We start from the raw sequence: 24050 nt of genomic DNA on the forward strand, positions 1-24050 counted from the left end.
GCTTACAAGCCCAATCCTTCAAGCGCACACAACCGAATCTCTATAAAGGAATACCATGTCTGCCGACGACAAACTGCTTCCGCACCGCAAGGCCATTGACGAAATAGACGCCGCTATTTTACGTTTGCTCAACGATCGTGCAGGTCATGCCCGCGCTATCGGCGAACTCAAAGGTACGGGTGTGGTATACCGTCCCGAGCGCGAAGCGGAAGTATTGCGCCGCATTCAAAATCTCAACCGCGGCCCTCTTCCCGATGAGGCCGTGGCACGTTTATTCCGCGAAATCATGAGCGAGTGTTTGGCGGTAGAGCGTCCGCTTACCATTGCTTATCTCGGCCCTGCCGGCACATTTACCCAACAAGCAGCCATCAAACATTTCGGCCATGCCGCCCATACCCAATCATGCGCCACAATAGACGAGGCATTCCGTATGGCCGAATCCCGTCGGGCTGATTATGTGGTCGCTCCGGTAGAAAACTCTACCGAAGGTTCCGTCGGCCGCACTTTGGATTTATTATCCGTATCACCGCTAAAAGCCTGCGGTGAAGTTGTTTTACGCATACATCATCATTTGCTGCGTAAAAACAACGGCAGCCTAAACGGTATTACCCATGTCTATGCGCACGCGCAAGCTCTGGCGCAATGCCATGAATGGCTCAGCCGCAATCTGCCTGACGCCGTCCGTATTTCCGTATCCAGCAACGCCGAAGCCGCCCGTATGGCTTCCGAAAGCGATAATCCCGGCGTTGCCGCTATTGCCGGCCAAACTGCTGCCGAGTTGTACCAATTGACCAAAGCCGCCAGCAGCATCGAAGACGAACCGAATAATACCACCCGTTTTCTCGTTCTCGGCCATCAAGATACCGTTCCCAGCGGCCGTGATAAAACGTCGTTGGTCATCTCCACCCCCAACCGTGCCGGTGCTATGAACGCCCTGCTCAAACCCTTTACCGAACAAGGTATTTCCATGACCAAATTCGAAAGCCGCCCCAGCAGATCGGGGCTATGGGATTACCTGTTTTTCATCGATATAGAGGGGCACCGTAATGATGAAAAAGTTACCACCGCCCTGAGCGGCTTGGAAGAGCGCGCATCATTTGTCAAAATTATCGGCTCTTATCCGCTGGCAGTTTTATAAGCCACAACTATTGCCGGGCCATTCGGCTTAAACATTACCAATAAATTTTTTAGAGAGCATAAATGCAATCCATAGTTGTTTACTGCGGCTCGAACTACGGCAGTATCCCTGATTACCACCGTGCCGCACAAGCCATGGGAACCGCCATCGCCCAACGCGGCAGCACTTTGGTTTACGGCGGCGGCAAAGTCGGCCTGATGGGCACCGTAGCCGATGCCGTATTGGCAGCAGGCGGCGAAGCCGTGGGCGTAATTCCTACTTTCTTGCGCGAAAAAGAAGTTGCCCATCTCGGCCTGAGCCGTTTGATCGAAACCCCTGATATGACCAGCCGTAAAAACAAAATGATTGAGCTCGGCAGCGGTTTTGTCGCCTTGCCGGGCGGATTGGGTACTTACGAAGAACTGTTTGAAGTTTTATCACAAGCACAACTCGGCCTACACCACAAACCGGTAGGCGTGCTCAATACCAACGGCTTTTTCAATCCCCTACTAACCATGCTGGAACAAACCGCACAAGCCGGATTCATGCCTGAAACCAACCTCAACTTACTGTGCTGCGCAGATACTCCGGACAAGCTGCTGGAAAAAATGGCCGCATACCGTTTTGTAGAAACTAAAAAATGGAGCCGCCCCGCCTGGCTCGACCAAGAGGCCGTCTGAAATGTACGCACCCGACAGCGCAATTTTAGGGCTGGGTTATCTCGGCCGCCCGTTGGCAGAAAAATTAGACCAACACGGCAGCCGTATCGCCGCCCTGAAACACCGCCTCACATCAGATGAAATCAACCTTCCCATACAGCTCAGTTGCGCCAATTTAAACGAAGCCGAAAGCCTAAACGCCCCTTTCTGGCAACAATACTGGGCAGACAAACCCGTATGGTTCTGCCTGCTTCCCCCCTCTCCTTTCGGCAACCGCTATAACAGCATTTTGGAACAATGGCTCAAGCTTGCCCAAACATACGGTATACAGCACATCATCTACGGCAGCAGCATCAGCGTATACGGCAATAGTCCACGTGAATGCGACGAAGATACCGTACCCGATCCCCAAACCGAAAGTGCGCGCAACATCTGTACCTTTGAGCAACAATTACTGGATAGCGCCGTTCCGAATATCGATATCCTACGCTTGGGCGGCCTCTATTCCGCCACCCGCCATCCGCTCAACAGCCTGCTAAAGCGCAATAACATCAGCGGCGCATACGCACCCGTCAATATGCTGCACCAAGACCGCGCCGTCTCTGCTCTCTTTTATGCCGCCTGCAATCCGCAGGGCAAACGCATCCGCAATCTTGTCGAGCCCGAATACCTGCCGAAATATCAATTTTACCGAGCCGAAGCCGCCAAACTCGGACTCCCCGAACCTATATTTGATATGGATGACTTGGCACAAGGCAAAATTGTCGGCACGCTATACAACGACTTTGCCCATATATTGACCGAATAATCAGGCCGTCTGAAGCATACGTACAGACAACCTACCCGAAAGAAAACCATGCTTGCCCTATCCGCACTTAACCATCTGATCCGACAAAATCCGGAAACACGCGCCACACTTGGCGGCTACAACGGTATCACCGTCTGCATTCAAGCCGCCGGTTTGTCGATAAAAGGCCGTATTAATGCCGAAGGCTATTTGGAAAACACCGAACACGCCGCAGATACCGTGCTGATTTTCCACAACAGTGCGCTGCAAAAAGCCCTTCAAGGACAAGTGCCCGGCGTGGGCGACATCGCTTTAGAAGGAGATACGGCCATGGGTATGGCCCTGCTACCTCTTTTCGGCAGCTTGCGCTACTACGCCAACGACGATCTTTCCCGTTTGTTTGGCGACGCGTTGGCGGGCAGCATTGCCACACGCGCCGCACAACTCGGTCATACACTCAAGCAAATCGGCCAAAACCTAATGGCGCAAATAAGCGATTATGCCCGTGAGCCCGATTCGGCCGTCATCACCCGCGAAGAATTTGATGCGTGGACAGCCGAAGTGGACCGCCTGCGCGACGATATCGCACGCCTCAACGCCCGCCTGGACAAACTCAGCCGATCCAAATAACCGTAAAAAATGCCGTCTGAAACTTTCAGACGGCATTTTTAATTTATCCTTTTCACTTTAACGGCCTTCTTTACGGATTATACCGATCTGCTTTATTCAAACTCTCTACCCTATCCCGCTCAAACTCGCCCCACATAGCAATCATAACTGCCAGTAAAACGGCAAAGCCCAAACCCAAAATCCATGCGAAATACCACATTTTAAAAATTCCTTTCCGTTTTCAGACGGCCTTTTCTAAAAGCAAACAAGCCGTCTGAAATTTTGATTATTCAATAAGCGCTATGATTGTTTTCACGCACGTATTCAGCGGTCACCTTGCCTCGCATAATGCGGAATGCCCAAGAAGTATAGGCCATTACCAACGGCAAAAGTATGACGGTAACAAAAAACATAATCACCAAGGTCAAATGGCTGGACGTAGCGTCCCAAACAGTCAGGCCGGAACGCAAATCACTGCTGCTGGGCAATACAAAGGGGAACAACGATACGCCGAAAGTAGCGACAATCGCGGAAATCCCGATTGCCGAACATGTGAATGCAGCCAACGTTTTACCCGAGCGTGCCAGTAATAAAGCCGCAACGATACCGATATAAGCAGAAACCGGAATCGCCATGGTGAGCGGCCAACGTTGGTAATTCTGCATCCATGCACCGGCTTGGCGTGCAACTTCTTTATTTAACGGATTAGCCAAGCCGTCAGGTTGCAATCCGGCAGCCACAACATAACCGTCTATACCGTTTGCCACCCAAAAACCCAACGCTCCGAACAAAACCAAAGTAAGCAGCGCGCTGCCCAACAGGGTTTTACGGGTACGCGCATAAACCGTGCCCTCCGTTCGGTGCATCAGATATACGCCGCCGTGAAAAACCAACATGGCTACGGAAACCACACCGCATAATAAAGCAAACGGATTGAGCAACGCCCAAAAAGAGCCGGTATAAAAAGAGCGCATAGTATCATCGAAATGGAAAGGCACGCCCTGAATCACATTGCCTAAAGCCACACCGAACAACAAAGCCGGGAAGAACGAACCGACAAACAAACACCAATCCCATGTCCGCCGCCAAGTATCGTTTTGAATCATACTGCGGTATTTAAAGCCGACCGGGCGGAAAAACATTGCCCAAAGCACCGCCAACATCGCCCAATAAAAACCGGAAAACGCAGTAGCGTAAACCATCGGCCAAGCAGCGAAAATAGCGCCAGCACCCGTAATCAACCAAGTTTGGTTACCTTCCCAATGCACACCGATACTGTTGATGACGATACGCCTTTCTTCATCAGTTTTGGCCACAAAAGGCAGCAAAGCGCCAATTCCCATATCATGGCCGTCCATAACCGCAAAGCCGATAAGCAAAAAGCCGATAAACAGCCACCAAATAAATTTCAATGTGGCATAGTCGAAAAAATTTACGATATCCATATTTTTGATTCCTCAGTGTGCTTGTTCATTGTCATAACGCCCTGTTCCCAACGACCCCGGGCCAATGCGGATATATTTCTGCATCAAATACACTTCGACAATCAGCAATACGGTATAAAAAGCCACAAAACCGCCCAGCGAGCCCATCAAAGAGCCTACCGACAATGAAGAAGCAGAAAGGTGGGTAGGCAACACACCGTAAATCGTCCACGGCTGGCGGCCGTATTCCGCTACAAACCAACCCGATTCTATTGCCAGCCACGGCAGCGGCAGCGACCAAAACACCATTTTCAAAAGCCACGGTTTTTGACCGAAAGTACCTTTTACCGAGCTCCAAAAGCTCAAACCGAATACCAACAACATCGCAAAGCCGCAAGCCACCATAATCCGGAATGCCCAAAACATCGGCCATACTTTGGGTACGGAATCGCGTGCTGCCTGTGCCACTATCTCCGAACCTGCCTGGGCAACGTTATCGGTATATTGTTTCAACAACAATCCGAAGCCCAAATCTTCCTGATGCCGACGGAAAACCTCCTGCGCCTCGGTATCGGTATGGTCTTTACGCAAACGTTCCAATGCGGTAACCGCATGGCGGCCGGATTCTATACGCAAGGCATTTTCAGCAATGATATCTTTGATACCGGGAATCGGGGTATTCAGGGAACGCGTGCCGATAATACCCATCACATAAGGAATATGGAGGGCGTAATCATTTTTCATCTCACGCTCATTGGGAATAGCAAAAAGGCTGAAAGATGCCGGCGGCGGCTCGGTTTCCCACATCGCCTCGATAGCCGCCATTTTGGTTTTCTGCGCCTTACCGATGCTGTAACCCGATTCGTCACCCAATACAATCACGGATAAAACCGAAGCCATACCAAATGCTGCGGCAATACGGAAGCTTCTCTTGGCAAACTCCACGTCCTGTTTGCGCAGCAGATACCATGATGATATCGACAACACAAACATCGACCCGGCCACATAACCCGCCGACACGGTGTGTACGAATTTGTTTTGCGCTTCGGGATTAAAAAACACTTCGGCAAAGCTGGTCATTTCCATGCGCATGGTTTCAAAATTAAACACTGCTCCGACAGGATTCTGCATCCAGCCGTTGGCAACCAAAATCCACAAGGCGGAAAGATTGGTACCCAAAGCCATAAAGATGGTAACCAGCAGATGCTGTCGGCGCGACATTCTTTCCCATCCGAAGAAAAACAATCCCACCAGTGTGGCTTCCAAGAAAAAGGCCATCAAACCTTCGATAGCCAACGGCGCACCGAAAATATCCCCCACATAATGCGAGTAATACGACCAGTTGGTGCCGAATTGAAACTCCATGGTGATACCGGTGGTAACCCCCAAAGCAAAGTTAATACCGAAAAGTTTGCCCCAAAATTTGGTCATATCACGGTAGATCTGTTTACCCGTCATCACATACACGGATTCCATAATCACAAGTATCCACGACAAACCCAGAGTCAGCGGTACAAACAAAAAGTGGTACAAGGCCGTAACGGCAAACTGAAGCCGTGATAATTCCACCAAGTCCATAATAAACGCTCCTTGCGTACAAAGGCTTATAAAAAATATCCGTCTGCCCGGTCAAACATTTCCGCAGCAGGTTTTATCCGTATAAATTTTTCAGACGGCCTTCTAGTTTAAAATTGTATTAATACAAAATAAATTTTGTTTAATACAATTAAACGCCGATAAACCGTGCTTGTCAATAATCGTGCCGATTAAATATTTTTAATCCGACTTCAATACCAATCTTTGTACCCGTGCGTTCGCTAATATGTTCTGATGACTGGCCACCACCAGCACACCTTCGGATTGTTCTTGTAATAAAACGACTGCCAGCTTCTCACGCGTTTCCGTATCTAATCCGGCAAAAGGTTCGTCTAAAATTAATAAGGCACGCGGTTTTAACAAAATCCGAGCCAATGCAATCCGCCGCGCCTGCCCGCCCGACACCTCCGTACCGTACTCGCCCAAACGGGTAGCCAAACCTTGGGGCTGAGTCCTTACCCATTCTGCCAACTGTACTTTTTCTAGCACCTGCCACAAGGCCTCATCATCGGCATGTTCGTTGCCTAAGCGCAGATTTTCTGCCAAAGTCAGGTCAAAAATATCCACTTGCTGCGCCAAATAGCCTATCGCATCATCTGCTTGAAACGATGCAAAATCCTGCCCGTTTAATTTCAGACGGCCTTGCATAGGCAGCAACTCACCCGCCAAAACATCTAATAAAGTCGATTTGCCCGCACCTGAACGCCCCGATACCCACAGTCCCCCGCCTTTGGGCAAAACAAACGACACATCGTCCGGGCCGTTCAAGGCACCGTTCTGGCGTGCACTCACGTTTTCCGCTCGCAACTCCCATATATCTTTCGGCCAAACGGTTATTGCCGGCACTGGACGACTGGAAGAATCTGTAACCCGCCCCAATTCGTTCAAACGGTCGCGGGCAGCCATACTGAATCCGAGTGCCATAAATTGCGACACCAGCGGCAACAACACTTCATTCAAACCGAATACAGCCAACACCACCGCCAACAAAAGTGGTACGCCCAATGTACCGTCTGACAACAAAGGTTGCGCCTGCCACAAAACCAAGCCCAGCAAAGCCGCTAAGGCCGTCTGCTGCATCCAAGCATACAGGCTGGCCAAATGCTGCTGCCTCAGCTGCAAATACCCGTATTGCCGATCAGCCTCCAAAAATACTTTTTCACAGTCATGCCAACGCCGCCATAGCAATAACGCCGTCATCACACTCAAAGGTTGTAATAATCGGCGGCGGCGTATTTCCGAAGCTTCGGCATCTGCTTTCGCCAATGAGATTCCGCGGCAGGCGGCGAATACAGGCAAAACTATCCCTGCCAGCGGCAAAGGCAGCAGTACGTAAGCGGGCAGATCAGGAACGGCAAGCCGCAGCCAAACGGCAAAGACAGCCTGAAGTAGCAATGCCCATAACCATGGCATAAAAAAACGTAAGGGCAGTTGATCAAGCAAATCGATATCACCGGTGAGCCGGTGCATCATGCCGTCTGAAGCCATATTCATCTTGGCGTTCGGTACCCCGCCCAAGCGGGCAAAGAAACGGCAGCGCAAATCGTGCAGCAACGACAGCACTGCCTGATGAGAGGCCAAATGTTCACCGTAACGCCCTGCCGTACGGGCAATCGCCAACGTACGGATAACGGCAGCAGGACGAAAATAATCGAATGTATAAGCACTTGCCAAAGCCGTAATACCTGCCACTGCCGCCGCACTGATAAACCAGCCCGATATTGCCAGCAATGCTACCGCAGCCAATAAAGTAAGCGCGCCTAATGCCCAAGAAAACGCCCACATACCTTTTCTGCCGCCGAGCAAATCCCGCAAACGCAAATCCTGCTTATCCGCCACGGCTGCCTCCTTCCAACACCACCACCCTATCCAACCAAGGAACCGCCGCCAAATCATGACTGACCAATAAAACGGTTTTACCGCGGCTGATGCGTTCCAAAACCTGATAGAGTTCGGCAGCAGTTTCATCGTCCAAATGGGCGGCCGGCTCGTCAAGCAGCCACAAGGAAGCATCCCTCAACAGCATTTGTGCCAGTGAAAGCCTTTGCTGCTGCCCGCCCGAAAGGCCTTTTCCGCGTTCCCCCAACACAGTATCCAAACCTTGCGGCAAACGCTCTACCAAATGCCATAAATCCACCGCCTCCAACACCTGCCGCATTTTTTTATAATCAGCGTCGGCATCTGCGAGTTTCAAATTATCGGCAATACTGCCCGGCAGCAACGTAGCATTTTGGGCAAGGTAAGCGGTATACCGTTGCAAACTGCTTTTGTCGTAAGCCGCAATGTCTTCACCGTTAATCAAAATACGCCCTTCGTAATCACCGAAACCAAGCAAAGTCTGTAATAAGCTGGATTTCCCGACACCGCTCCTGCCGCAGATTCCGATACGCACTCCTGCTTCTACCGCCATATCGGTTTCAACCAGACGGATGCGGTTGTCTTTGCCGTATATCCTCAGTTTTTCCAACTTCAAAGCCGGTGCATCCTTCAAAAGCAGAGGCGGCAACGGAGGAGTAATAGGTGAACTTGCGTTTTCAGACGGCCTGAGTTGGGTTTCAGCCGCCTCCAACAACGGCTGCAACGCTTCTGCCGCTGCCGAAGCCTGTGCTTTTGCATGATAGTCGTTACCAAGCTGCCGCAGAGGGGTATAAAATTCCGGTGCCAACAATAAAATAAATAACGCGCTTTGATAGGGTACGGGTACCTCACCCTGTGCCCACGGCAATATCCCTATCAACCCCAAACCCAAATACACCGCAACCAGAGCAATCGCCAGAGAAGCGAACAGCTCCAATACCGCCCCCGAAAGAAAAGCCAAAGCCAACACACCCATCGTGCGTTCTTGATATGCCTTGGCCGAGGCCGAAACCTGAGCTTGCGCCTTCGGTACCGCACCGAGCCTTTTCAGCGTGGCCATACCGCGTGCCAAATCGAGAAAACGTCCGCCCAACTGCGCCAAAGTATCAAGCTGGCGACGGCTTTTATCAGCGGCTGCACTGCCTACCAAAACCATAAACAAAGGTACCAACGGTGCGGTAGCCAGCATCAATACGGCAGCTAATTTACTGTGTGCCAATACTGCCGCCGCAATCACCAAAGGTGTCGCCACCGCTACCGTACGTTGCACATAAAAGCGGCTGATGTAGCCGTCTAAAGCATCCGTCTGCTCCAAAATCTGCATACTCAACGCCCCGTCACTACCGAAACGGCTGCGCTCCGGCCCCAATTTCGCCAATGCGGCTAACAACCGCCGGCGCAAACTATGCCGGATTTCCAAACTCAGGTTTTGCAAGATCCGCTCTTTTACAAGCAATAAAAAAGGCCGCAACAACAGGCAGCCGATAATCCACGGTAATAATTCATACAGCCGGGTAATTTGCAGAGTCTCCCCGTTTGCGGTACTGTCTAGCCAAGCAGCAAACAAATCCGCCAATAATGCACTTTGCATCACCAACAGCCCTACCGACAACAATGCCGGCAACAATGCCGCCCAAAAACGGCGGCGGTAAGGGCCGATAAGAGAAGCAAGGGCAGAAGAATGTGCTCGACGCATAGCGGAATACTGTGAATTGATGCAATATTAATAAAATAAAAAATTGACAACACGCCTATATAAAGGCCGTCTGAAAACCAGATAAATATCGCGGCCGATTATAGCAGCGGCCTTTATCAAAAAGGCCATGCCTTGCCAATGTTTACAAGAATTAAAAATAACTGCGCATCCGTTTACGGCAAAATATCGCCCTATCAATTCACTTATTTTTCAGACGGACTTATGCCTGACATCGCCCTTGCTACGATAATAGTAAAATACTTACCAAACCAAAATAAATCATATAACTATCAAAATATTAAAATAAAACACGGTATCTTTTTTGGGCATACGCCAATCTGACAAAACTTCACTTCCGCACTCTCTACCACCTTCCTTGCCAAGCATTCCCGCTCTGCCTATACTGGCTCTGCCACACTCGAGTAACGGCAACTTCCGTACAATCAAACCCATCGGTTTTTACGGATAAAATTCCGCCCCGAATGTCTCATAAACCTACCGATTCCGCCCCTATAGGAGAAAAATATGGAATTCATTAAAACACGCGCCGCCGTTGCTTGGGCCTCCAACCAACCGCTTACAATTGAGGAACTTGATTTAATGCCGCCGCAAGCACATGAGGTGCTGGTTCGGATTGTAGCCACAGGTGTTTGCCATACCGATGCCTATACGCTCAGCGGCCAAGACAGTGAAGGCGTTTTCCCCTGCGTGTTGGGGCATGAAGGTGCGGGTATAGTGGAAGCAGTAGGCGAGGGTGTTACCGATTTTCAAGTGGGCGATCATGTCATCCCGCTCTATACCGCCGAATGCGGCAAATGCAAATTCTGTACATCGGGCAAAACCAATTTATGTTCGGCCGTACGCGCCACTCAAGGCAAAGGGCTGATGCCCGACGGCACGGTGCGTTTTTTTAAAAACGGCCAGCCGATTTACCATTACATGGGCTGTTCTACTTTTTCCGAATACATCGTAGTTGCAGATGTTTCGCTGGCGAAAATCCAAAAAGAAGCCCCGCTGGAAGAAGTTTGCCTGCTAGGTTGCGGTGTGACTACGGGCATGGGCGCAGTGATGAATACTGCAAAAGTAAAACGCGGTGAAACCGTTGCTATCTTTGGCTTGGGCGGGATCGGACTGGCTGCCGTTATCGGTGCTCGTATGAGCAGTGCTGCCCGCATTATCGGTATCGACACCAATCCTTCCAAATTCCCTTTGGCAGAAAAATTAGGGGCTACTGAGTGTATCAACCCCAATGATTTCGATAAGCCGATTCAGGAAGTAATCATTGAAATGACTGATGGAGGTGTCGATTTTTCATTCGAATGTATCGGCAACGTGGACGTCATGCGCGCGGCACTTGAATGCTGTCACAAGGGCTGGGGAGAAAGTATTATCATCGGTGTTGCCCCTGCAGGTGCAGAAATACGCACCCGTCCGTTTCAATTGGTTACCGGTCGCGTATGGCGGGGATCGGCCTTTGGCGGCGTAAAAGGCCGTAGTGAGTTACCCGGCATCATCAGCCAATATATGCGCGGTGATTTTGCCCTTTCCGATTTCATCACCCATACCATGCCGTTGGAAGATATCAACCGTGCATTCGATTTAATGCATGAAGGCAAATCTATCCGCACCGTGATCCACTATTAAAGTAACAAGCCGTCTGAACAAATACTTATCCATACTTTGTTCAGACGGCCTTAATTAATATTCTAATCCTCCATTGGTTTCTCATCACCATCCACAGAAAAGCAAGCCTGTTTTCATCCAAAGCAAATCGGCACAACCGTTTCACAAACAAAACACTATGCCCAGCCTTCGGTTCCGTCCAACTGCCGAACTGCCTAAAACCAACCACATATGCAATAAAACCATACTGAAAAATGGCAGCGGATTATGACCGCCTTCTTAACTCCACAAGAAAAAACATTGCTTACTGCACACTGATAACAGCAAGATCTATCAAGTTAAATGTTTTCCAAAAAATCAAGCCGTCTGAAATTTTCAGACGGCTTTGTTATTTCATTTGCAAAATACTTACCGGCTCGGTTTACAACGTTTCTGGTACGGCGTTACCGACAAACGACGTATCGTCCACACTAAGAATACGCCATACGCCGTTTTCATAATCCAAACGGGACACCGAAGCATTAGGTACGCTTTGATAAGGCGTGCTGGCCGGATCAATCATTTTCAAAAGTGCCGTAATCGCCATCCCGTGGGAAACCAGCAAAACCTTTCCCTGCTCGGGCGATTTAGCAACCAACTCCTCCATACCTTGTCGCAAACGGCGGGTAAACGCAGCCTCTGTTTCCGCTTTACCCTCCGCATCCATACGACAGACACTTTCAATCAACAGATTATGCTCCGCCCTGCGGTAGCCTTCCAACCAAGTTTCCACATCAGGCGAACCACTGTTTTGCGCCACTTTGCGGTACACATCGGCAATCAGTTCGCCCTCGAAACTACCGAAAGAATACTCGCGCAGATCGGCGATTTGATGCAACGTCAAATCTGCTTGGCCTTTGTTTTCAAGAATCAGCCGGGCAGTTGTTTCGGCACGCGGGCTGGTACTGGCAAATGCCGCATCAAAGACGATACCGGCAGCACCTAACGCCCTTCCCAATTGCTCGGCTACTGCACGACCTTGCGCCGTTAACGGGGCATCACGCCAACCCTGCAAACGCCCTGCCTCATTGTATTCCGTGCGTCCATGACGAACCAAATAAAGCTGCAAACCCATTGTGTATCCTCTTGATTTATTATTTCAGACGGCCTGTTTTTCAGAAGGTTTTAGTAATATTGTTTTCAATACCACAACGGCAAAACTAAACGCATGATTCGGCTAGTGTAACTAACCATCGTATTTGCCTAACCGCCTTAATCGGCCATATTTGCCAGCAATTCAGCCTGATGCTCGGCAATTAATGCGCCCGTCAACTCTTCCAAATCACCGTCCATAATAAAGTCCAGCTTATGCAAGGTCAGATTGATACGGTGGTCGGTTACGCGCCCTTGCGGGTAATTATAAGTGCGGATGCGCTCACTGCGGTCACCGCTACCGATCAGGCTCTTGCGTTCGGCAGCCTCTTTAGCCTGGGCTTCTCGTTTTTGAACATCATTCAAACGCGCTGCCAACACCTTCAGCGCTTGTGCTTTATTAGCGTGTTGCGAACGCCCGTCTTGGCACTCCACCACCATACCCGTAGGCAAGTGGGTAATCCGCACCGCAGAATCGGTTTTATTGATATGTTGGCCGCCGGCACCTGAGGCGCGGAAAGTATCGATACGCAAATCGGCTGGATTCAATTCGATATCCTCCAGCTCATCCGCCTCAGGCATCACCGCCACAGTACAAGCGGAAGTATGGATACGGCCTTGGCTTTCGGTAGCAGGAACACGCTGAACACGGTGCCCTCCCGACTCGAATTTAAGTTTACTGTACGCACCCAGGCCGATAATACGCACAATCACCTCTTTATACCCACCCAAATCGCTTTCATTGGCAGAAATCAGTTCGATCTGCCAACGGTTACGCTCGGCATACCGGCTATACATCCGCAACAAATCTCCTGCAAATAAAGCCGCCTCGTCACCGCCCGTACCGGCACGCACCTCGATAAAAATATTTTTATCATCATCTGCATCTTTGGGCAGAAGCAGTTTTTGCAGCTCAATTTCCAATGTATCAATCGTTGCTTTCGCCGCTTCGATTTCTTCTGCGGCAAAGTCTTTCATTTCCGGATCGGTAAGCATTTCCTCCGCATCGGCCAAATCACTTTGTGCTTGACGGTATTTTTGAAATACTTCCACTACGGGCGTAATTTCAGCATGCTCGCGGGTCAGCTTGCGGTAATTATCCATATCCTCGGTTGCCTCGGGCGAACCCAGCAGATGCGTTACCTCTTCCAAGCGCTCGGCTAATTGTTGCAACTTCTCTAAAATAGACGGCTTCATCATATTTTTATTCCGACAATCCAAGAAAGGCCGTCTGAAAAATTCAGACGGCCTGAAATCTTTTTTCAAAATATCAGGCAAAAACTACCTTAATATCCGATATTACCGAAGCTCGGCAAAAAGCCAAACACAACCTATCAGCCGATTTTGAATCCACAAACAGCTGTTTTCCCATGTTTGGCAATTAAATAAAAAACCAGCCCGTTTCCGAAGCTGGTTTTTGAATTTTTTGGTCGGAGTGAAAGGATTCGAACCTTCGACCCCTTGCACCCCATGCAAGTGCGCTACCAGACTGCGCCACACTCCGACTCAAAGAAGACAAAGATTATAAAACCGGAAATTTTAATTGGCAAGTGTTTTTTCAATCTCTGCCAACATTCTTTCCAATTCAATACGCATTTCTTCTGCTTTAATGGCCGGATTACCAGAGGCATCCAACGCATTACGGTTGAATTCATCAACAAAAGGGGCAAACGTATCTTTTAAATGGCGCACCTTCACTACATCGCTACGTGTGTAGTGCTTGCCGCCATAACCCACTACCACCCCGTGGTTATGTTGCCAAGCGGCAAACTGGGCAGGGCTGATTTGGGCCAGCTCGCACAATTCATCCAAACTGAAATAACGTTTGGCCGGAATAACCGGCAGATCAGCTGCGTTGTTTGTCATAATAATGCTCTACCATGCCTTTTAATTTTTGGCTTGCGTGGAATGTTACCACACGGCGGGCTGAAATAGGTACTTCTTCACCGGTTTTCGGGTTACGGCCCGGGCGTTGAGGCTTGTCACGCAATTGGAAGTTACCAAAACCTGAAATTTTGATTTCTTCTCCGCGTTCTAAAGTGGTGCGAATCTCTTCAAAAAACAATTCAACAATTTCTTTGGCATCATTCTTGGTAACACTGCTTACTTTTTCCACCAAAATGTCGGCCAATTCTGCTTTTGTTAAAGTCATGTTTTAATTACCTTCTTATATTTTTTGCAAGGGGCTGATTATCACTAATTTCCAGCTTAAATTCAAGTTTATATTGAAATTTCCAACTATTTTTACGTTTATGATCTCAGCTGCGCACCCGCACATGCGGCTGCTTGAATCAATTTCTGCATCAGGGGTTCAATGACTTCATCAGTCAATGTAGCCTCCATATCCTGAAGCAAAACTTTTACCGCCATACTTTTCATTCCTTCCCGTAACCCTGCACCCCGATAAACGTCAAAAACACTGATTTCCTGAATCAAATTACTGCCTACAGTATCGAAAGCAGCAATTAATTCATCATGTTTCATATCTTCGGGTATAACAAAGGCCAGATCACGGCGAACAGCTTGGAATTTTGACACAGGACGGTACGCTACTTTTTCTTGAGCCAAAACGGTAGTCATGTCGATTTCAAACACTAAAGGTGCTTGCGGTAAATCGTACTTTTGTAACCATTGAGGATGAAGCTCGCCAATAAAACCTATTGTTTTGCCATCCAGTACGATTTCTGCGGTACGGCCCGGATGAAGTGCCGGATGTTCGGCTTTTACAAAACGGACTTGCTTTCCTGCCAACAGAGTTTCTACATCGGCTTTGATATCGTAAAAATCTGCTGCTCGCGTTTTCTCGCCCCACTGCTCCGGCAAAACCGAACCGTAAATTAAACCGCCGATACGCTCTTTCTGAACAAAACTACCATCCGATGCTTTGGTAAACACACGGGCAATTTCAAATATGCGTACACGATTTTGCTTACGGTTAAGATTATTCTGCAAAATTTCGACCAAACCACCAATCAATGTAGAACGCATAACGGCATACTGAGCTGCCAGAGGATTTTGCAAACGGATAGGATCGTGATTGCCGCCGAAATCTTTTTCCCATTGTTCGTCTACAAATGCGTAACTGACTACTTCCTGATAACCTCTTTCTGCAAGGCGGTTGTAAATAGCAAAACGAGGCTGCTTAGTTTCGGGCAGTGCCAACATTTTCAGACGGCCTGAGGTGTAATCATCAGGAATATTCTCATAGCCATATACACGCCCCACTTCCTCAATCAAATCTGCTTCAATCTCAATATCGAAGCGGAAGCTAGGCGAAGATACTTCAAAGCCTTCCGAAACCGCTATAGGATTCAAACCTAAATTACGTAAAATGGCTTCTACCGCTGACGCTTCAAGCTTGACTCCCAATACCTGTTCGATTCTGGCCATCCGCAAGTTTACACGGCGGGCATTCGGAAGATTACCGACGGCTTCTACCACTTCCCCGGCTGCACCACCGCAAATAGCCAATACCAACTCGGTCGCCCGCTCTATAGCATCAACCTGCAATGCTGTATCAACGCCCCGTTCAAAACGGAAAGAAGAGTCAGAACCAAAACCATACTGGCGCGATTTACCGGCAATTATCTCGGGAGCAAACCAAGCCGCTTCCAAAACGATATTACAGGTTTTATCGGATACAGCACTGGGTTCCCCCCCCATCAGCCCTGCCAAGCTTAAGACACCTTGCTCATCTGCAATTACCAAAGTGTTTTCAGCCAGTGTTATTTCTTTTTCATTTAAACAGGCCAAAGTTTCACCGTTTTTTGCACGGCGTACGATAATACTCCCTGTCAATTTATCGGCATCAAAAACGTGCATAGGTTGGCCAAGCTCCATCATCACGTAATTGCCGATGTCGACTAATGCGGAAATACTGCGAATACCGCTACGGGCCAAGCGCTGCTTCATCCAATCCGGTGTAGGAACCTGTGCATTGACATTTTCAATCACTCGGCTCAAAAACCTACCGCAATCTTCAGGAGTGTCTATTCGAACAGGCTGTTTTCGCGCAGAAGTAGCCGTAGCTTTTGTAATCTCGGGATATTTTTTCTCACATTGGGACAATGCTGCCACTTCGCGCGCCAACCCTTTAATACTCAAACAATCGGCGCGATTCGGAGTGATTTTCAAAGTCATCACCGCATCATCCAGATCCAAGTAATCACGTAAATTACAGCCGACAGGCGCATCTTCGGGCAAAATATGTAAACCATCCACAGCGTCATCAGGAAGACCTAATTCATCGGTGGAGCACAACATGCCGTTTGAAACCTGCCCTCGCATTTTGGTAGGCTTGATTTTAAAATTTCCCGGCAATACGGCGCCTGGCAAAGCACAAGGTACTTTAATGCCCGGTTTTACATTCGGTGCACCGCATACAATTTGAATAAGATCACCCGTACCTGCGTCTACTCGGGTAATATTTAAACGATCCGCATCCGGGTGTTTTTCTACCGATTTCACCTCAGCAACCACCACGCCGCTAAATTCAGGAGCAGCCGGATTGACTTCTTCGACTTCTAAACCTGCCATTGTCAACAAATGTGACAATTCATCGGCAGAAAGATTGGGATTGGCTTGGGTTTTCAGCCAGTTGTAAGAAAATTGCATAATATTCTCTTATTCAGGTTAATTCAGGCCGTCTGAAACCGCCTAAAAAATATTTCTCTAACACTATTTTTTAAATCAGACGCTTATTTAAACTGCCTTAAGAAATTTAAATCATTATCAAAGAATAACCGCAAATCATTCACTCCGTAGCGCAGCATAGCAAAGCGGTCAAGACCGATACCAAAGGCAAAGCCTGTATATTTTTCCGGGTCAATGTTAACGTTTTTCAACACATTCGGATGCACCATACCGCACCCCCCAACTTCCAGCCATTTGCCGTTGTCACCCATAATATCAATTTCAGCAGAAGGTTCGGTAAATGGGAAAAACGATGGGCGGAAACGCACTTGTAAATCATCACGTTCGAAAAAACGACGGATAAAGTCGGTAAATACTGCTTTCAAATCAGCCATGGTTACACCCTCTTCCACCCATAACCCTTCAGCCTGATGAAACATCGGCGAATGGGTAGCATCGGAATCTACACGATACACGCGGCCGGGAGCGATAATTCGAATAGGCGGATTTTTCTTATCCAGCATATAGCGGATTTGGATAGGTGATGTGTGCGTACGCAATACATCGCCATTTTCCACATAAAAAGTATCTTGCATAGCACGTGCGGGATGATTTTCAGGAATATTCAAAGCTTGGAAATTATGGAAATCATCTTCAATTTCAGGGCCGTCCGCTACATCAAAACCCATGCCATGAAAAAGTGTTACCACCCTCTGCAAAGTTAGCGTTACAGGATGCATTCCCCCTGAAGGCTGACCGCGGCCAGGTAAAGTTACATCTAAAGCTTCCGCAGCCAATTGGGCTTGTAATTTAGCCTCATTCAGGACATCGCGCTTTGCATTAAATGCTTCCTGAAAACGGTTTTTACATTCATTGATATGAGCCCCTACTGTTTTACGTTCCTCCGGAGACATTTGCCCCAAAGTTTTCAGCAAACCAGTTAGCTCACCGGTTTTACCCAAATAACGGGCTTTAACCTGCTCCAAAGCACTGAAATCACTTGCAGCATCTATAGCGGCAATACCCTCTGCAACAATACGGTTTACATTTTCCATGATAGTTTTGCTTTAAATTGCCTGTGAAAGAAGGGAGCGGTAAATTCGATTCATTATAAAACAGCCTTCGATATACCAATAAAATAACGAAGGCCGTCTGAAACCGATTCAGACAGCCGCACAGTTGGCTTCCGCTTCATTTTTTTAAAGTAATGTATTTTAACGCAACAACACCTAAAAAAACAGGGATTCAAAGAGAAATGAGAAAAAATCCACAGCGCTCACATTTATAATATCGGCCAACGCAAAAAAGGAAACCGACTTGCAGTTTCCTTTAAATACAAAATAAGTATTATTTAAGCCAAAGCAGCTTTTGCTTTTTCAACCAGCTGTGCAAAAGCAGCTTTATCAAATACTGCCAAATCTGCCAATACTTTACGGTCAATTTCAATTGCAGCTTTTTTCAGACCGTTCATGAATTTGCTATAAGACAGACCGTTTTCACGAGCACCTGCATTGATACGCACGATCCATAATTGACGGAATTGGCGTTTACGTTGACGACGGTCACGGTAAGCATATTGTCCTGCTTTCATCACCGCCTGTTTGGCTACACGGTAGACGTTTTTACGACGACCACGATAGCCTTTGGCTAACGCTAATACTTTTTTATGACGGGCACGAGCGGTTACACCGCGTTTTACGCGTGGCATAGTTTAACTCCTTAAGCGTAGGGTAACATTTTAGAAACTGAAGCCATATCGCGCTCGTTCACCATAGAGGTGCCGCGTAATTGGCGTTTATTTTTAGTGGTTTTTTTGGTCAAAATATGACGCTTGAACGCATGAGCGCGTTTCACACCACCGTTACCCAGTACTTTAAAGCGTTTTTTCGCGCTCGACTTGGTTTTCATTTTTGGCATGGGAATACTCCATATCATTTATTAGATAAGGTATAAGGGGGTTTGTAAACAAACACTTGAACCCGAACACCACGGTTTTTTTTGCCGCTTTAACACAGCCCACCCGCACGGCAATCGGGGGAGCCGATAATTATAGTTTTATTTTTTCTTTGGCGCAATCATCATAACCATTTGGCGGCCTTCCATCTTAGGAAATTGCTCGACCGTGCCAATTTCAGCCAATTCTTCTTTTACACGCTCCAAAAGCTGAGCGCCCAACTGCTGGTGCGCCATTTCTCGACCACGGAAACGCAAAGTAACTTTTACCTTATCTCCGTCGTTTAAGAAACGGACAATATTACGCATCTTGATTTGATAATCACCTTCATCAGTACCAGGACGGAATTTAATTTCCTTCACTTGTACCAACTTTTGCTTTTTCTTGGCCTCATCACGCTTCTTGGCTTGTTCGTACTTATATTTACCAAAATCCATCAGCTTGCAGACAGGTGGTTTGGCGGTAGGAGAAATTTCCACCAAATCCACATCCTGTTCTTCAGCCATAGCTAAAGCTTCTTTGACACTTACAACACCAAGCTGTTCGCCTGAGCCACTGATTAAACGCACTTCTTTGGCAGTAATTTCGCCGTTAATACGTGCTTCGCGTTCTTGTGCGATGATAAAACTCCTTCTGTTGGATTAATCTTAAACCAATGCCAAAGCAATTTCCTGCTTAAGGTGGGCAATAAAATCATCCACACCCATTGCGCCTAAATCTTCCGCTTTACGGCGCACGGCAACTTGGTTGTTTTCTTTTTCACTCTCCCCCACCACAATTTGATAGGGGTAACGGTATTGGCTATTATCTCGGATTTTGTAACCGATCTTTTCGTTACGCAAGTCTAATTCAACACGAAAACCTTCTGCGCGCAGCTTTTCTACCACACTACGGCAATAATCGGCCTGCTTCTCGGTAATATTCATTACCACCATCTGCACCGGCGCCAGCCACAGCGGGAAAGAGCCTGCATAGTTCTCAATCAAAATACCGATAAAACGCTCGAGTGAACCACAAATGGCACGATGCAGCATCACCGGACGTGCACGACCATTATCTTCGGTCACGTATTCGGCATTCAAACGCTCCGGCAACACAAAATCAAGCTGAATCGTGCCGCATTGCCATGAGCGGCCGATTGCATCTTTAATATGATATTCTACTTTAGGTCCATAGAAAGCTCCCTCCCCGGGCAACTCTTCCCACTCGATACCGCAGGCAGTCAGCGCATCACGCAAACCTTGCTCCGCTTTATCCCAAATCTCATCGGAACCAGCACGCTGCTCAGGTCGCAAAGACAACTTGACATCAACCTGTTCAAAGCCAAATTGCTTGTAAATTTTCATTACCAAACGGTTAAATGCCTGTGCCTCCTGAGTAATCTGCGCCTCAGTACAGAAAATATGCGCATCATCCTGCACAAAGCCACGCACACGCATCAAGCCGTGCAAGGCACCCGAAGGCTCGTTTCGATGGCAAGAACCAAACTCTGCCAAACGCATAGGCAGGTCACGATATGAACGCAAACCGTGGTTGAAAATCTGCACATGACCGGGACAGTTCATCGGCTTAACCGCATATTCGCGCTTTTCCGATTGGGTTGTAAACATATTGTCTTTATAGTTTTGCCAGTGGCCAGATTTTTCCCAAAAGGTTTTATCCATAATCTGGGGAGTTTTCACTTCCTGGTAACCGGCTGCATCCAGCTCTTTACGCATATGCTGTTCGATAGTTTGCCATAATGCCCAACCACGGGGATGCCAAAATACCATACCCGGGGCTTCGTCTTGCAAATGAAATAAATCAAGCTGCTTACCAAGTTTACGGTGATCTCGTTTTTCAGCTTCTTCCAAGCGGGTAAGATAAGCTTTGAGATCTTCTTTATTTGCCCAAGCAGTACCATAAATACGCTGGAGCATTTCATTATTGCTATCGCCGCGCCAATAAGCGCCGGCAACCTTCATCAACTTAAATACTTTCAACTTACCGGTAGAGGGAACATGAGGACCACGGCAGAGATCTGTAAACTCACCCTCTCGGTACAAGGACAATACTTCGTCTTGCGGTATGCTCTCAATGATTTCCGCTTTGTAATCTTCACCAATGCTTTTAAAATAAGCAACAGCATCATCTCTGCTAAGTTCGTATCTCTCAACAGGAATATCTTTTCTTGCCAGCTCGTTCATTTTACTTTCAATTGCCGCCAAATCCTCAGGAGTAAACGGGCGTTTGTAAGCAAAATCGTAGTAAAAACCATCTTCGATAGTCGGGCCGATAGTAACCTGTGCTTCAGGAAAAAGCTCTTTAACGGCATACGCCATCAGATGTGCAGTAGAGTGACGGATAATATCCAACCCATCTGCATCTTTACCGGTTATAATCGACAAAGCCGCGTCTTCGGAAATCACATATGAAGTATCTACCAACTTACCATTGACCTTACCGGCCAAGGCCGCCTTAGCCAAACCCGTACCGATAGAAGCAGCCACATCGTAAACCGACACCGGTGCTTCGAACTGACGGACGGACCCGTCGGGCAAGGTAATGTTCAACATTAAAATACTCCAATAACCGAAATGCGCAGAACCTGAATCTCAGGCAATAACTATTTTTTCACATCATAAAAAAAGCAACAAAAGCATACTGCTTTTGCTGCATACACAGTATGGTAGGCATGATTGGATTCGAACCAACGACCCCCACCATGTCAAGGTGGTGCTCTAACCAACTGAGCTACATGCCTATTAAAGCAGCCATAACAGATATACGGCAAAGGCGTTATTTTAGCTGATTCGCGCTTTGCTTGACAAGCAGTCTATTTTGCAATGAGCCGCCATACGCCGTCTAAAACCGCATAAATACAGCAAATCCGCTATAATTGCGATTATGATAACTTTTCAGAGTATGCTCTGCTGTAATATATGTTGAAATTTACCCTTCACAAAACCGATGGCTATGCGCGCCGCGGCACACTCGAACTCAATCACGGCAAAATTGAAACTCCCGTTTTTATGCCCGTAGGTACTTATGGCTCGGTAAAAGCCATGACACCCCAACATCTGCACGATATAAAAGCACAAATCATTCTAGGTAATACCTACCATCTTTGGCTGCGGCCAGGCTTGGAAGTTATTGAGCAATTCGGCGGTTTACACGACTTTATCGGCTGGAACAAACCCATCCTTACGGATTCCGGCGGATTTCAGGTTTTCTCGCTTTCGGATATGCGTAAGCTGACCGAAGAAGGCTGCACCTTCAAAAGCCCGATTAACGGCGATAAATTGTTCCTATCGCCCGAGATTTCAATGAAAATCCAAACCGTATTAAATTCCGATATCGTCATGCAGCTAGACGAATGCACTCCGGGAGAAGCTTCTCATTCGCAAGCACAAAAATCGCTGCAAATGAGTCTGCGTTGGGCAGAACGATCCAAAAAGGCTTTTGAAGATTTGAACAATCCCAACGCTCTTTTTGGCATCGTACAAGGGGCAATGTATGAAGACTTACGCGAAGAGTCGCTGCGCGGCCTAGAAGAATTCGACTTTCCCGGCTTAGCTATCGGTGGTCTTTCCGTGGGCGAACCCAAACCGGAAATGTACCGTATGCTGCGAGCGGTAGGACCGATACTCCCTGCACACAAACCACATTATCTGATGGGTGTAGGCACACCCGAAGATTTGGTTTACGGCGTAGCTCACGGCGTTGATATGTTTGACTGCGTGATGCCGACACGCAATGCCCGCAACGGTTGGTTATTTACCCGTTTTGGCGATTTAAAAATCAAAAATGCCAAACATAAACATGATACCCGGCCTATTGATGAAAGCTGTACCTGCTATGCCTGCCAAAACTTCAGCCGCGCTTATCTGCACCACCTGCACCGTGCGGGAGAGATCTTGGGCGCACAGCTTAATACCATCCACAATCTGCATTATTACCAAGTATTGATGGCTGAAATGCGTGAAGCCATCGAACAAGGTAAGTTTGCCGAATTCCAAGCACAATTCCATGAAAATCGGGCACGCGGCAGCTAACTGTATCTATGTATAGCCATTTCTATCTGCAAGGCCGTCTGAAAATTTTCAGACGGCCTATTATTATAATTTAACGGGCATTCTTATTAGTTCATTACACACCATATAAGCTTCCCAAACGTACCCATAAACTGGATAAGCAGATACTGAATAAAACAACTATTTCAGGCAAGGTTCAAGATAGCGCACCAATATCCTGCCGGACTACTACTGTGGAATATTCTGCATATTCAATAAATATTCTTTGCATATACATATTATCCGTATATTAAGAAACACCGTCTGAAAATTCAGACGGTGTTTCTTAAATTATTGAGAACCCGTTTACGGTATATAGCTAAATATAGTCTGCACATCCTCAGTCAACATCAGATCTCTCAAAAGGGGTTATATCCTGGATAATTCCCGTTGCAAAGCTTGGATATTTTGCTGGCGGTCTAGCACACTGCCTTGCAAGCGACTGATATGCTGTTGGTCAAGATTGCCTGATTTAGCGGTTCGCGCCGCAGCCAAAGCTTTTTGTTCGTTAGCCAATGCCTGACGCTCGTTAGCCAACTCTTGCTCCAAAATAGAACGACGCCCGCCTGTGGAGGATACTTTAGGAGCAGCAGGTACAACAGGTGCTGCTTGAGAGGCTGTTTGTGTCCGCTTAACCGGCACAGCGGCAGGCTTTGCTTTAGCAGTATTTTGATTGGTATTTTTTTGAGCCTGCTGGCTTTCCGCACTACGTACCGATGGCGTGTCATAACGACTGGTGCTGTAACGGCCTATCGGCGGCAAATCTGCCGAAGAGCAATTACGGCCGGCCTTTGATGTATACACTGTCTGGCCGTTTATCACGCAGGTATAAATTTTTGCAGCATGCGCTGTCTGAAGGGTTCCCACCGACAGAGCAGCCAATATACACAAAACGGATACTTTTTTCATACAA

Annotated in this window: 22 protein-coding genes and 2 tRNA genes; 6 read left to right on the plus strand and 18 right to left on the minus strand. The window is 47.8% G+C overall.

Annotated features, from left to right (window positions below; translation table 11 throughout):
* Positions 1–55: 55 nt before the first annotated feature.
* From pheA to ACEPPX_RS01875, 4 genes are all read left to right on the plus strand, one after another.
* Entirely contained in the window at positions 56–1138 is a 1083-nt protein-coding gene (gene pheA / locus ACEPPX_RS01860; RefSeq protein ID WP_416622723.1) for a prephenate dehydratase, read from the plus strand.
* A gap of 62 nt (positions 1139–1200) precedes the next feature.
* A complete protein-coding gene (locus tag ACEPPX_RS01865) occupies positions 1201–1797 on the plus strand; it encodes a TIGR00730 family Rossman fold protein (protein ID WP_416622724.1) in 597 nt (198 codons plus the stop codon).
* A gap of 1 nt (position 1798) precedes the next feature.
* Positions 1799–2584 (plus strand): SDR family NAD(P)-dependent oxidoreductase, encoded by a 786-nt coding sequence (locus ACEPPX_RS01870; protein ID WP_416622725.1) that lies wholly within the window; start codon positions 1799–1801, stop codon positions 2582–2584.
* A 48-nt stretch (positions 2585–2632) separates the two neighbouring features.
* Positions 2633–3193, plus strand: a complete 561-nt coding sequence (locus tag ACEPPX_RS01875; protein ID WP_416622726.1) for a ubiquinone biosynthesis accessory factor UbiJ — start codon at positions 2633–2635, stop codon at positions 3191–3193.
* Positions 3194–3263: 70 nt separating this feature from the next.
* Here ACEPPX_RS01875 and cydX read toward each other — a convergent pair whose 3' ends face one another.
* The 5 genes from cydX to cydD all read right to left on the minus strand — a co-directional run bounded on the left by cydX (position 3264) and on the right by cydD (position 9745).
* On the minus strand, positions 3264–3392 hold the full coding sequence (gene cydX / locus ACEPPX_RS01880; protein WP_416622727.1) for a cytochrome bd-I oxidase subunit CydX: 129 nt from the start codon (positions 3390–3392) through the stop codon (positions 3264–3266).
* 70 nt (positions 3393–3462) lie between these two features.
* Complete coding sequence (gene cydB / locus ACEPPX_RS01885) at positions 3463–4617, minus strand: cytochrome d ubiquinol oxidase subunit II (RefSeq protein WP_416622728.1); 1155 nt, start codon at positions 4615–4617, stop codon at positions 3463–3465.
* A 12-nt stretch (positions 4618–4629) separates the two neighbouring features.
* The gene (locus ACEPPX_RS01890; RefSeq protein WP_416622729.1) at positions 4630–6174 is read right to left on the minus strand and encodes a cytochrome ubiquinol oxidase subunit I; all 1545 of its coding nucleotides are present in this window, start codon (positions 6172–6174) and stop codon (positions 4630–4632) included.
* Between the two features lie 198 nt (positions 6175–6372).
* Positions 6373–8031, minus strand: coding sequence for an amino acid ABC transporter ATP-binding/permease protein (locus ACEPPX_RS01895; RefSeq protein ID WP_416622730.1), 1659 nt, complete (start codon positions 8029–8031; stop codon positions 6373–6375).
* Positions 8021–9745, minus strand: coding sequence for a thiol reductant ABC exporter subunit CydD (gene cydD / locus ACEPPX_RS01900; protein WP_416622731.1), 1725 nt, complete (start codon positions 9743–9745; stop codon positions 8021–8023). The genes ACEPPX_RS01895 and cydD overlap by 11 nt, the downstream gene beginning before the upstream one ends.
* 525 nt (positions 9746–10270) lie before the next feature.
* On the opposite strand from cydD, the gene ACEPPX_RS01905 reads away from it, so the two are divergent.
* Positions 10271–11389 carry an S-(hydroxymethyl)glutathione dehydrogenase/class III alcohol dehydrogenase gene (locus ACEPPX_RS01905; RefSeq protein WP_416622732.1) on the plus strand — a complete coding sequence of 373 codons (1119 nt, stop codon included), beginning with the start codon at positions 10271–10273 and terminating at the stop codon, positions 11387–11389.
* Positions 11390–11789: 400 nt separating this feature from the next.
* Here ACEPPX_RS01905 and ACEPPX_RS01910 read toward each other — a convergent pair whose 3' ends face one another.
* From ACEPPX_RS01910 to ACEPPX_RS01965, 12 genes are all read right to left on the minus strand, one after another.
* Entirely contained in the window at positions 11790–12482 is a 693-nt protein-coding gene (locus tag ACEPPX_RS01910; protein WP_416622733.1) for a histidine phosphatase family protein, read from the minus strand.
* Positions 12483–12619: 137 nt separating this feature from the next.
* The gene (gene prfA, locus ACEPPX_RS01915) at positions 12620–13696 is read right to left on the minus strand and encodes a peptide chain release factor 1 (RefSeq protein WP_416622866.1); all 1077 of its coding nucleotides are present in this window, start codon (positions 13694–13696) and stop codon (positions 12620–12622) included.
* Positions 13697–13926: 230 nt separating this feature from the next.
* Positions 13927–14003, minus strand: a tRNA-Pro gene (locus ACEPPX_RS01920).
* 35 nt (positions 14004–14038) lie between these two features.
* Complete coding sequence (locus tag ACEPPX_RS01925; RefSeq protein ID WP_416622734.1) at positions 14039–14365, minus strand: hypothetical protein; 327 nt, start codon at positions 14363–14365, stop codon at positions 14039–14041.
* Positions 14346–14651, minus strand: a complete 306-nt coding sequence (locus tag ACEPPX_RS01930; protein WP_047760353.1) for an integration host factor subunit alpha — start codon at positions 14649–14651, stop codon at positions 14346–14348. The genes ACEPPX_RS01925 and ACEPPX_RS01930 overlap by 20 nt, the downstream gene beginning before the upstream one ends.
* A 98-nt stretch (positions 14652–14749) precedes the next feature.
* Entirely contained in the window at positions 14750–17113 is a 2364-nt protein-coding gene (gene pheT / locus ACEPPX_RS01935) for a phenylalanine--tRNA ligase subunit beta (RefSeq protein WP_416622735.1), read from the minus strand.
* An 83-nt stretch (positions 17114–17196) separates the two neighbouring features.
* Entirely contained in the window at positions 17197–18186 is a 990-nt protein-coding gene (pheS, locus tag ACEPPX_RS01940) for a phenylalanine--tRNA ligase subunit alpha (RefSeq protein WP_416622736.1), read from the minus strand.
* 296 nt (positions 18187–18482) lie between these two features.
* Positions 18483–18839 carry a 50S ribosomal protein L20 gene (gene rplT / locus ACEPPX_RS01945; RefSeq protein WP_047760356.1) on the minus strand — a complete coding sequence of 119 codons (357 nt, stop codon included), beginning with the start codon at positions 18837–18839 and terminating at the stop codon, positions 18483–18485.
* Positions 18840–18850: 11 nt separating this feature from the next.
* A complete protein-coding gene (rpmI, locus tag ACEPPX_RS01950) occupies positions 18851–19048 on the minus strand; it encodes a 50S ribosomal protein L35 (protein WP_047760357.1) in 198 nt (65 codons plus the stop codon).
* A 138-nt stretch (positions 19049–19186) separates the two neighbouring features.
* Positions 19187–19708 (minus strand): translation initiation factor IF-3, encoded by a 522-nt coding sequence (infC, locus tag ACEPPX_RS01955; protein ID WP_416622867.1) that lies wholly within the window; start codon positions 19706–19708, stop codon positions 19187–19189.
* A 24-nt stretch (positions 19709–19732) separates the two neighbouring features.
* Entirely contained in the window at positions 19733–21640 is a 1908-nt protein-coding gene (gene thrS / locus ACEPPX_RS01960) for a threonine--tRNA ligase (RefSeq protein ID WP_416622737.1), read from the minus strand.
* 111 nt (positions 21641–21751) lie between these two features.
* Positions 21752–21828 (minus strand) — tRNA-Val (locus ACEPPX_RS01965).
* A gap of 178 nt (positions 21829–22006) precedes the next feature.
* On the opposite strand from ACEPPX_RS01965, the gene tgt reads away from it, so the two are divergent.
* Complete coding sequence (tgt, locus tag ACEPPX_RS01970; RefSeq protein ID WP_416622738.1) at positions 22007–23119, plus strand: tRNA guanosine(34) transglycosylase Tgt; 1113 nt, start codon at positions 22007–22009, stop codon at positions 23117–23119.
* A 387-nt stretch (positions 23120–23506) separates the two neighbouring features.
* On the opposite strand, the gene ACEPPX_RS01975 is transcribed toward tgt, so the two are convergent.
* Positions 23507–24046: a hypothetical protein gene (locus tag ACEPPX_RS01975; protein ID WP_416622739.1), complete on the minus strand. Its 540-nt coding sequence runs from the start codon at positions 24044–24046 to the stop codon at positions 23507–23509.
* Positions 24047–24050: the final 4 nt, after the last annotated feature.

The sequence above is a fragment of the Neisseria sp. S1 genome, from assembly GCF_048060015.1.
GTDB classification, from domain to species: Bacteria; Pseudomonadota; Gammaproteobacteria; order Burkholderiales; family Neisseriaceae; genus Neisseria; species Neisseria arctica.

What these genes read in the sequence shown, in the direction of transcription:
- thrS (WP_416622737.1), bottom strand. Translation starts at nt 21,640, where the DNA reads ATGTTGAACATTACCTTGCCCGACGGGTCCGTCCGTCAGTTCGAAGCA.
- pheT (WP_416622735.1), bottom strand. Translation starts at nt 17,113, where the DNA reads ATGCAATTTTCTTACAACTGGCTGAAAACCCAAGCCAATCCCAATCTT.
- ACEPPX_RS01875 (WP_416622726.1), top strand. Translation starts at nt 2,633, where the DNA reads ATGCTTGCCCTATCCGCACTTAACCATCTGATCCGACAAAATCCGGAA.
- cydB (WP_416622728.1), bottom strand. Translation starts at nt 4,617, where the DNA reads ATGGATATCGTAAATTTTTTCGACTATGCCACATTGAAATTTATTTGG.
- rplT (WP_047760356.1), bottom strand. Translation starts at nt 18,839, where the DNA reads ATGCCACGCGTAAAACGCGGTGTAACCGCTCGTGCCCGTCATAAAAAA.
- rpmI (WP_047760357.1), bottom strand. Translation starts at nt 19,048, where the DNA reads ATGCCAAAAATGAAAACCAAGTCGAGCGCGAAAAAACGCTTTAAAGTA.
- tgt (WP_416622738.1), top strand. Translation starts at nt 22,007, where the DNA reads ATGTTGAAATTTACCCTTCACAAAACCGATGGCTATGCGCGCCGCGGC.
- pheA (WP_416622723.1), top strand. Translation starts at nt 56, where the DNA reads ATGTCTGCCGACGACAAACTGCTTCCGCACCGCAAGGCCATTGACGAA.
- ACEPPX_RS01925 (WP_416622734.1), bottom strand. Translation starts at nt 14,365, where the DNA reads ATGACAAACAACGCAGCTGATCTGCCGGTTATTCCGGCCAAACGTTAT.
- ACEPPX_RS01870 (WP_416622725.1), top strand. Translation starts at nt 1,799, where the DNA reads ATGTACGCACCCGACAGCGCAATTTTAGGGCTGGGTTATCTCGGCCGC.
- ACEPPX_RS01910 (WP_416622733.1), bottom strand. Translation starts at nt 12,482, where the DNA reads ATGGGTTTGCAGCTTTATTTGGTTCGTCATGGACGCACGGAATACAAT.
- cydD (WP_416622731.1), bottom strand. Translation starts at nt 9,745, where the DNA reads ATGCGTCGAGCACATTCTTCTGCCCTTGCTTCTCTTATCGGCCCTTAC.
- ACEPPX_RS01905 (WP_416622732.1), top strand. Translation starts at nt 10,271, where the DNA reads ATGGAATTCATTAAAACACGCGCCGCCGTTGCTTGGGCCTCCAACCAA.
- ACEPPX_RS01865 (WP_416622724.1), top strand. Translation starts at nt 1,201, where the DNA reads ATGCAATCCATAGTTGTTTACTGCGGCTCGAACTACGGCAGTATCCCT.
- ACEPPX_RS01975 (WP_416622739.1), bottom strand. Translation starts at nt 24,046, where the DNA reads ATGAAAAAAGTATCCGTTTTGTGTATATTGGCTGCTCTGTCGGTGGGA.
- prfA (WP_416622866.1), bottom strand. Translation starts at nt 13,696, where the DNA reads ATGAAGCCGTCTATTTTAGAGAAGTTGCAACAATTAGCCGAGCGCTTG.
- ACEPPX_RS01890 (WP_416622729.1), bottom strand. Translation starts at nt 6,174, where the DNA reads ATGGACTTGGTGGAATTATCACGGCTTCAGTTTGCCGTTACGGCCTTG.
- cydX (WP_416622727.1), bottom strand. Translation starts at nt 3,392, where the DNA reads ATGTGGTATTTCGCATGGATTTTGGGTTTGGGCTTTGCCGTTTTACTG.
- pheS (WP_416622736.1), bottom strand. Translation starts at nt 18,186, where the DNA reads ATGGAAAATGTAAACCGTATTGTTGCAGAGGGTATTGCCGCTATAGAT.
- ACEPPX_RS01930 (WP_047760353.1), bottom strand. Translation starts at nt 14,651, where the DNA reads ATGACTTTAACAAAAGCAGAATTGGCCGACATTTTGGTGGAAAAAGTA.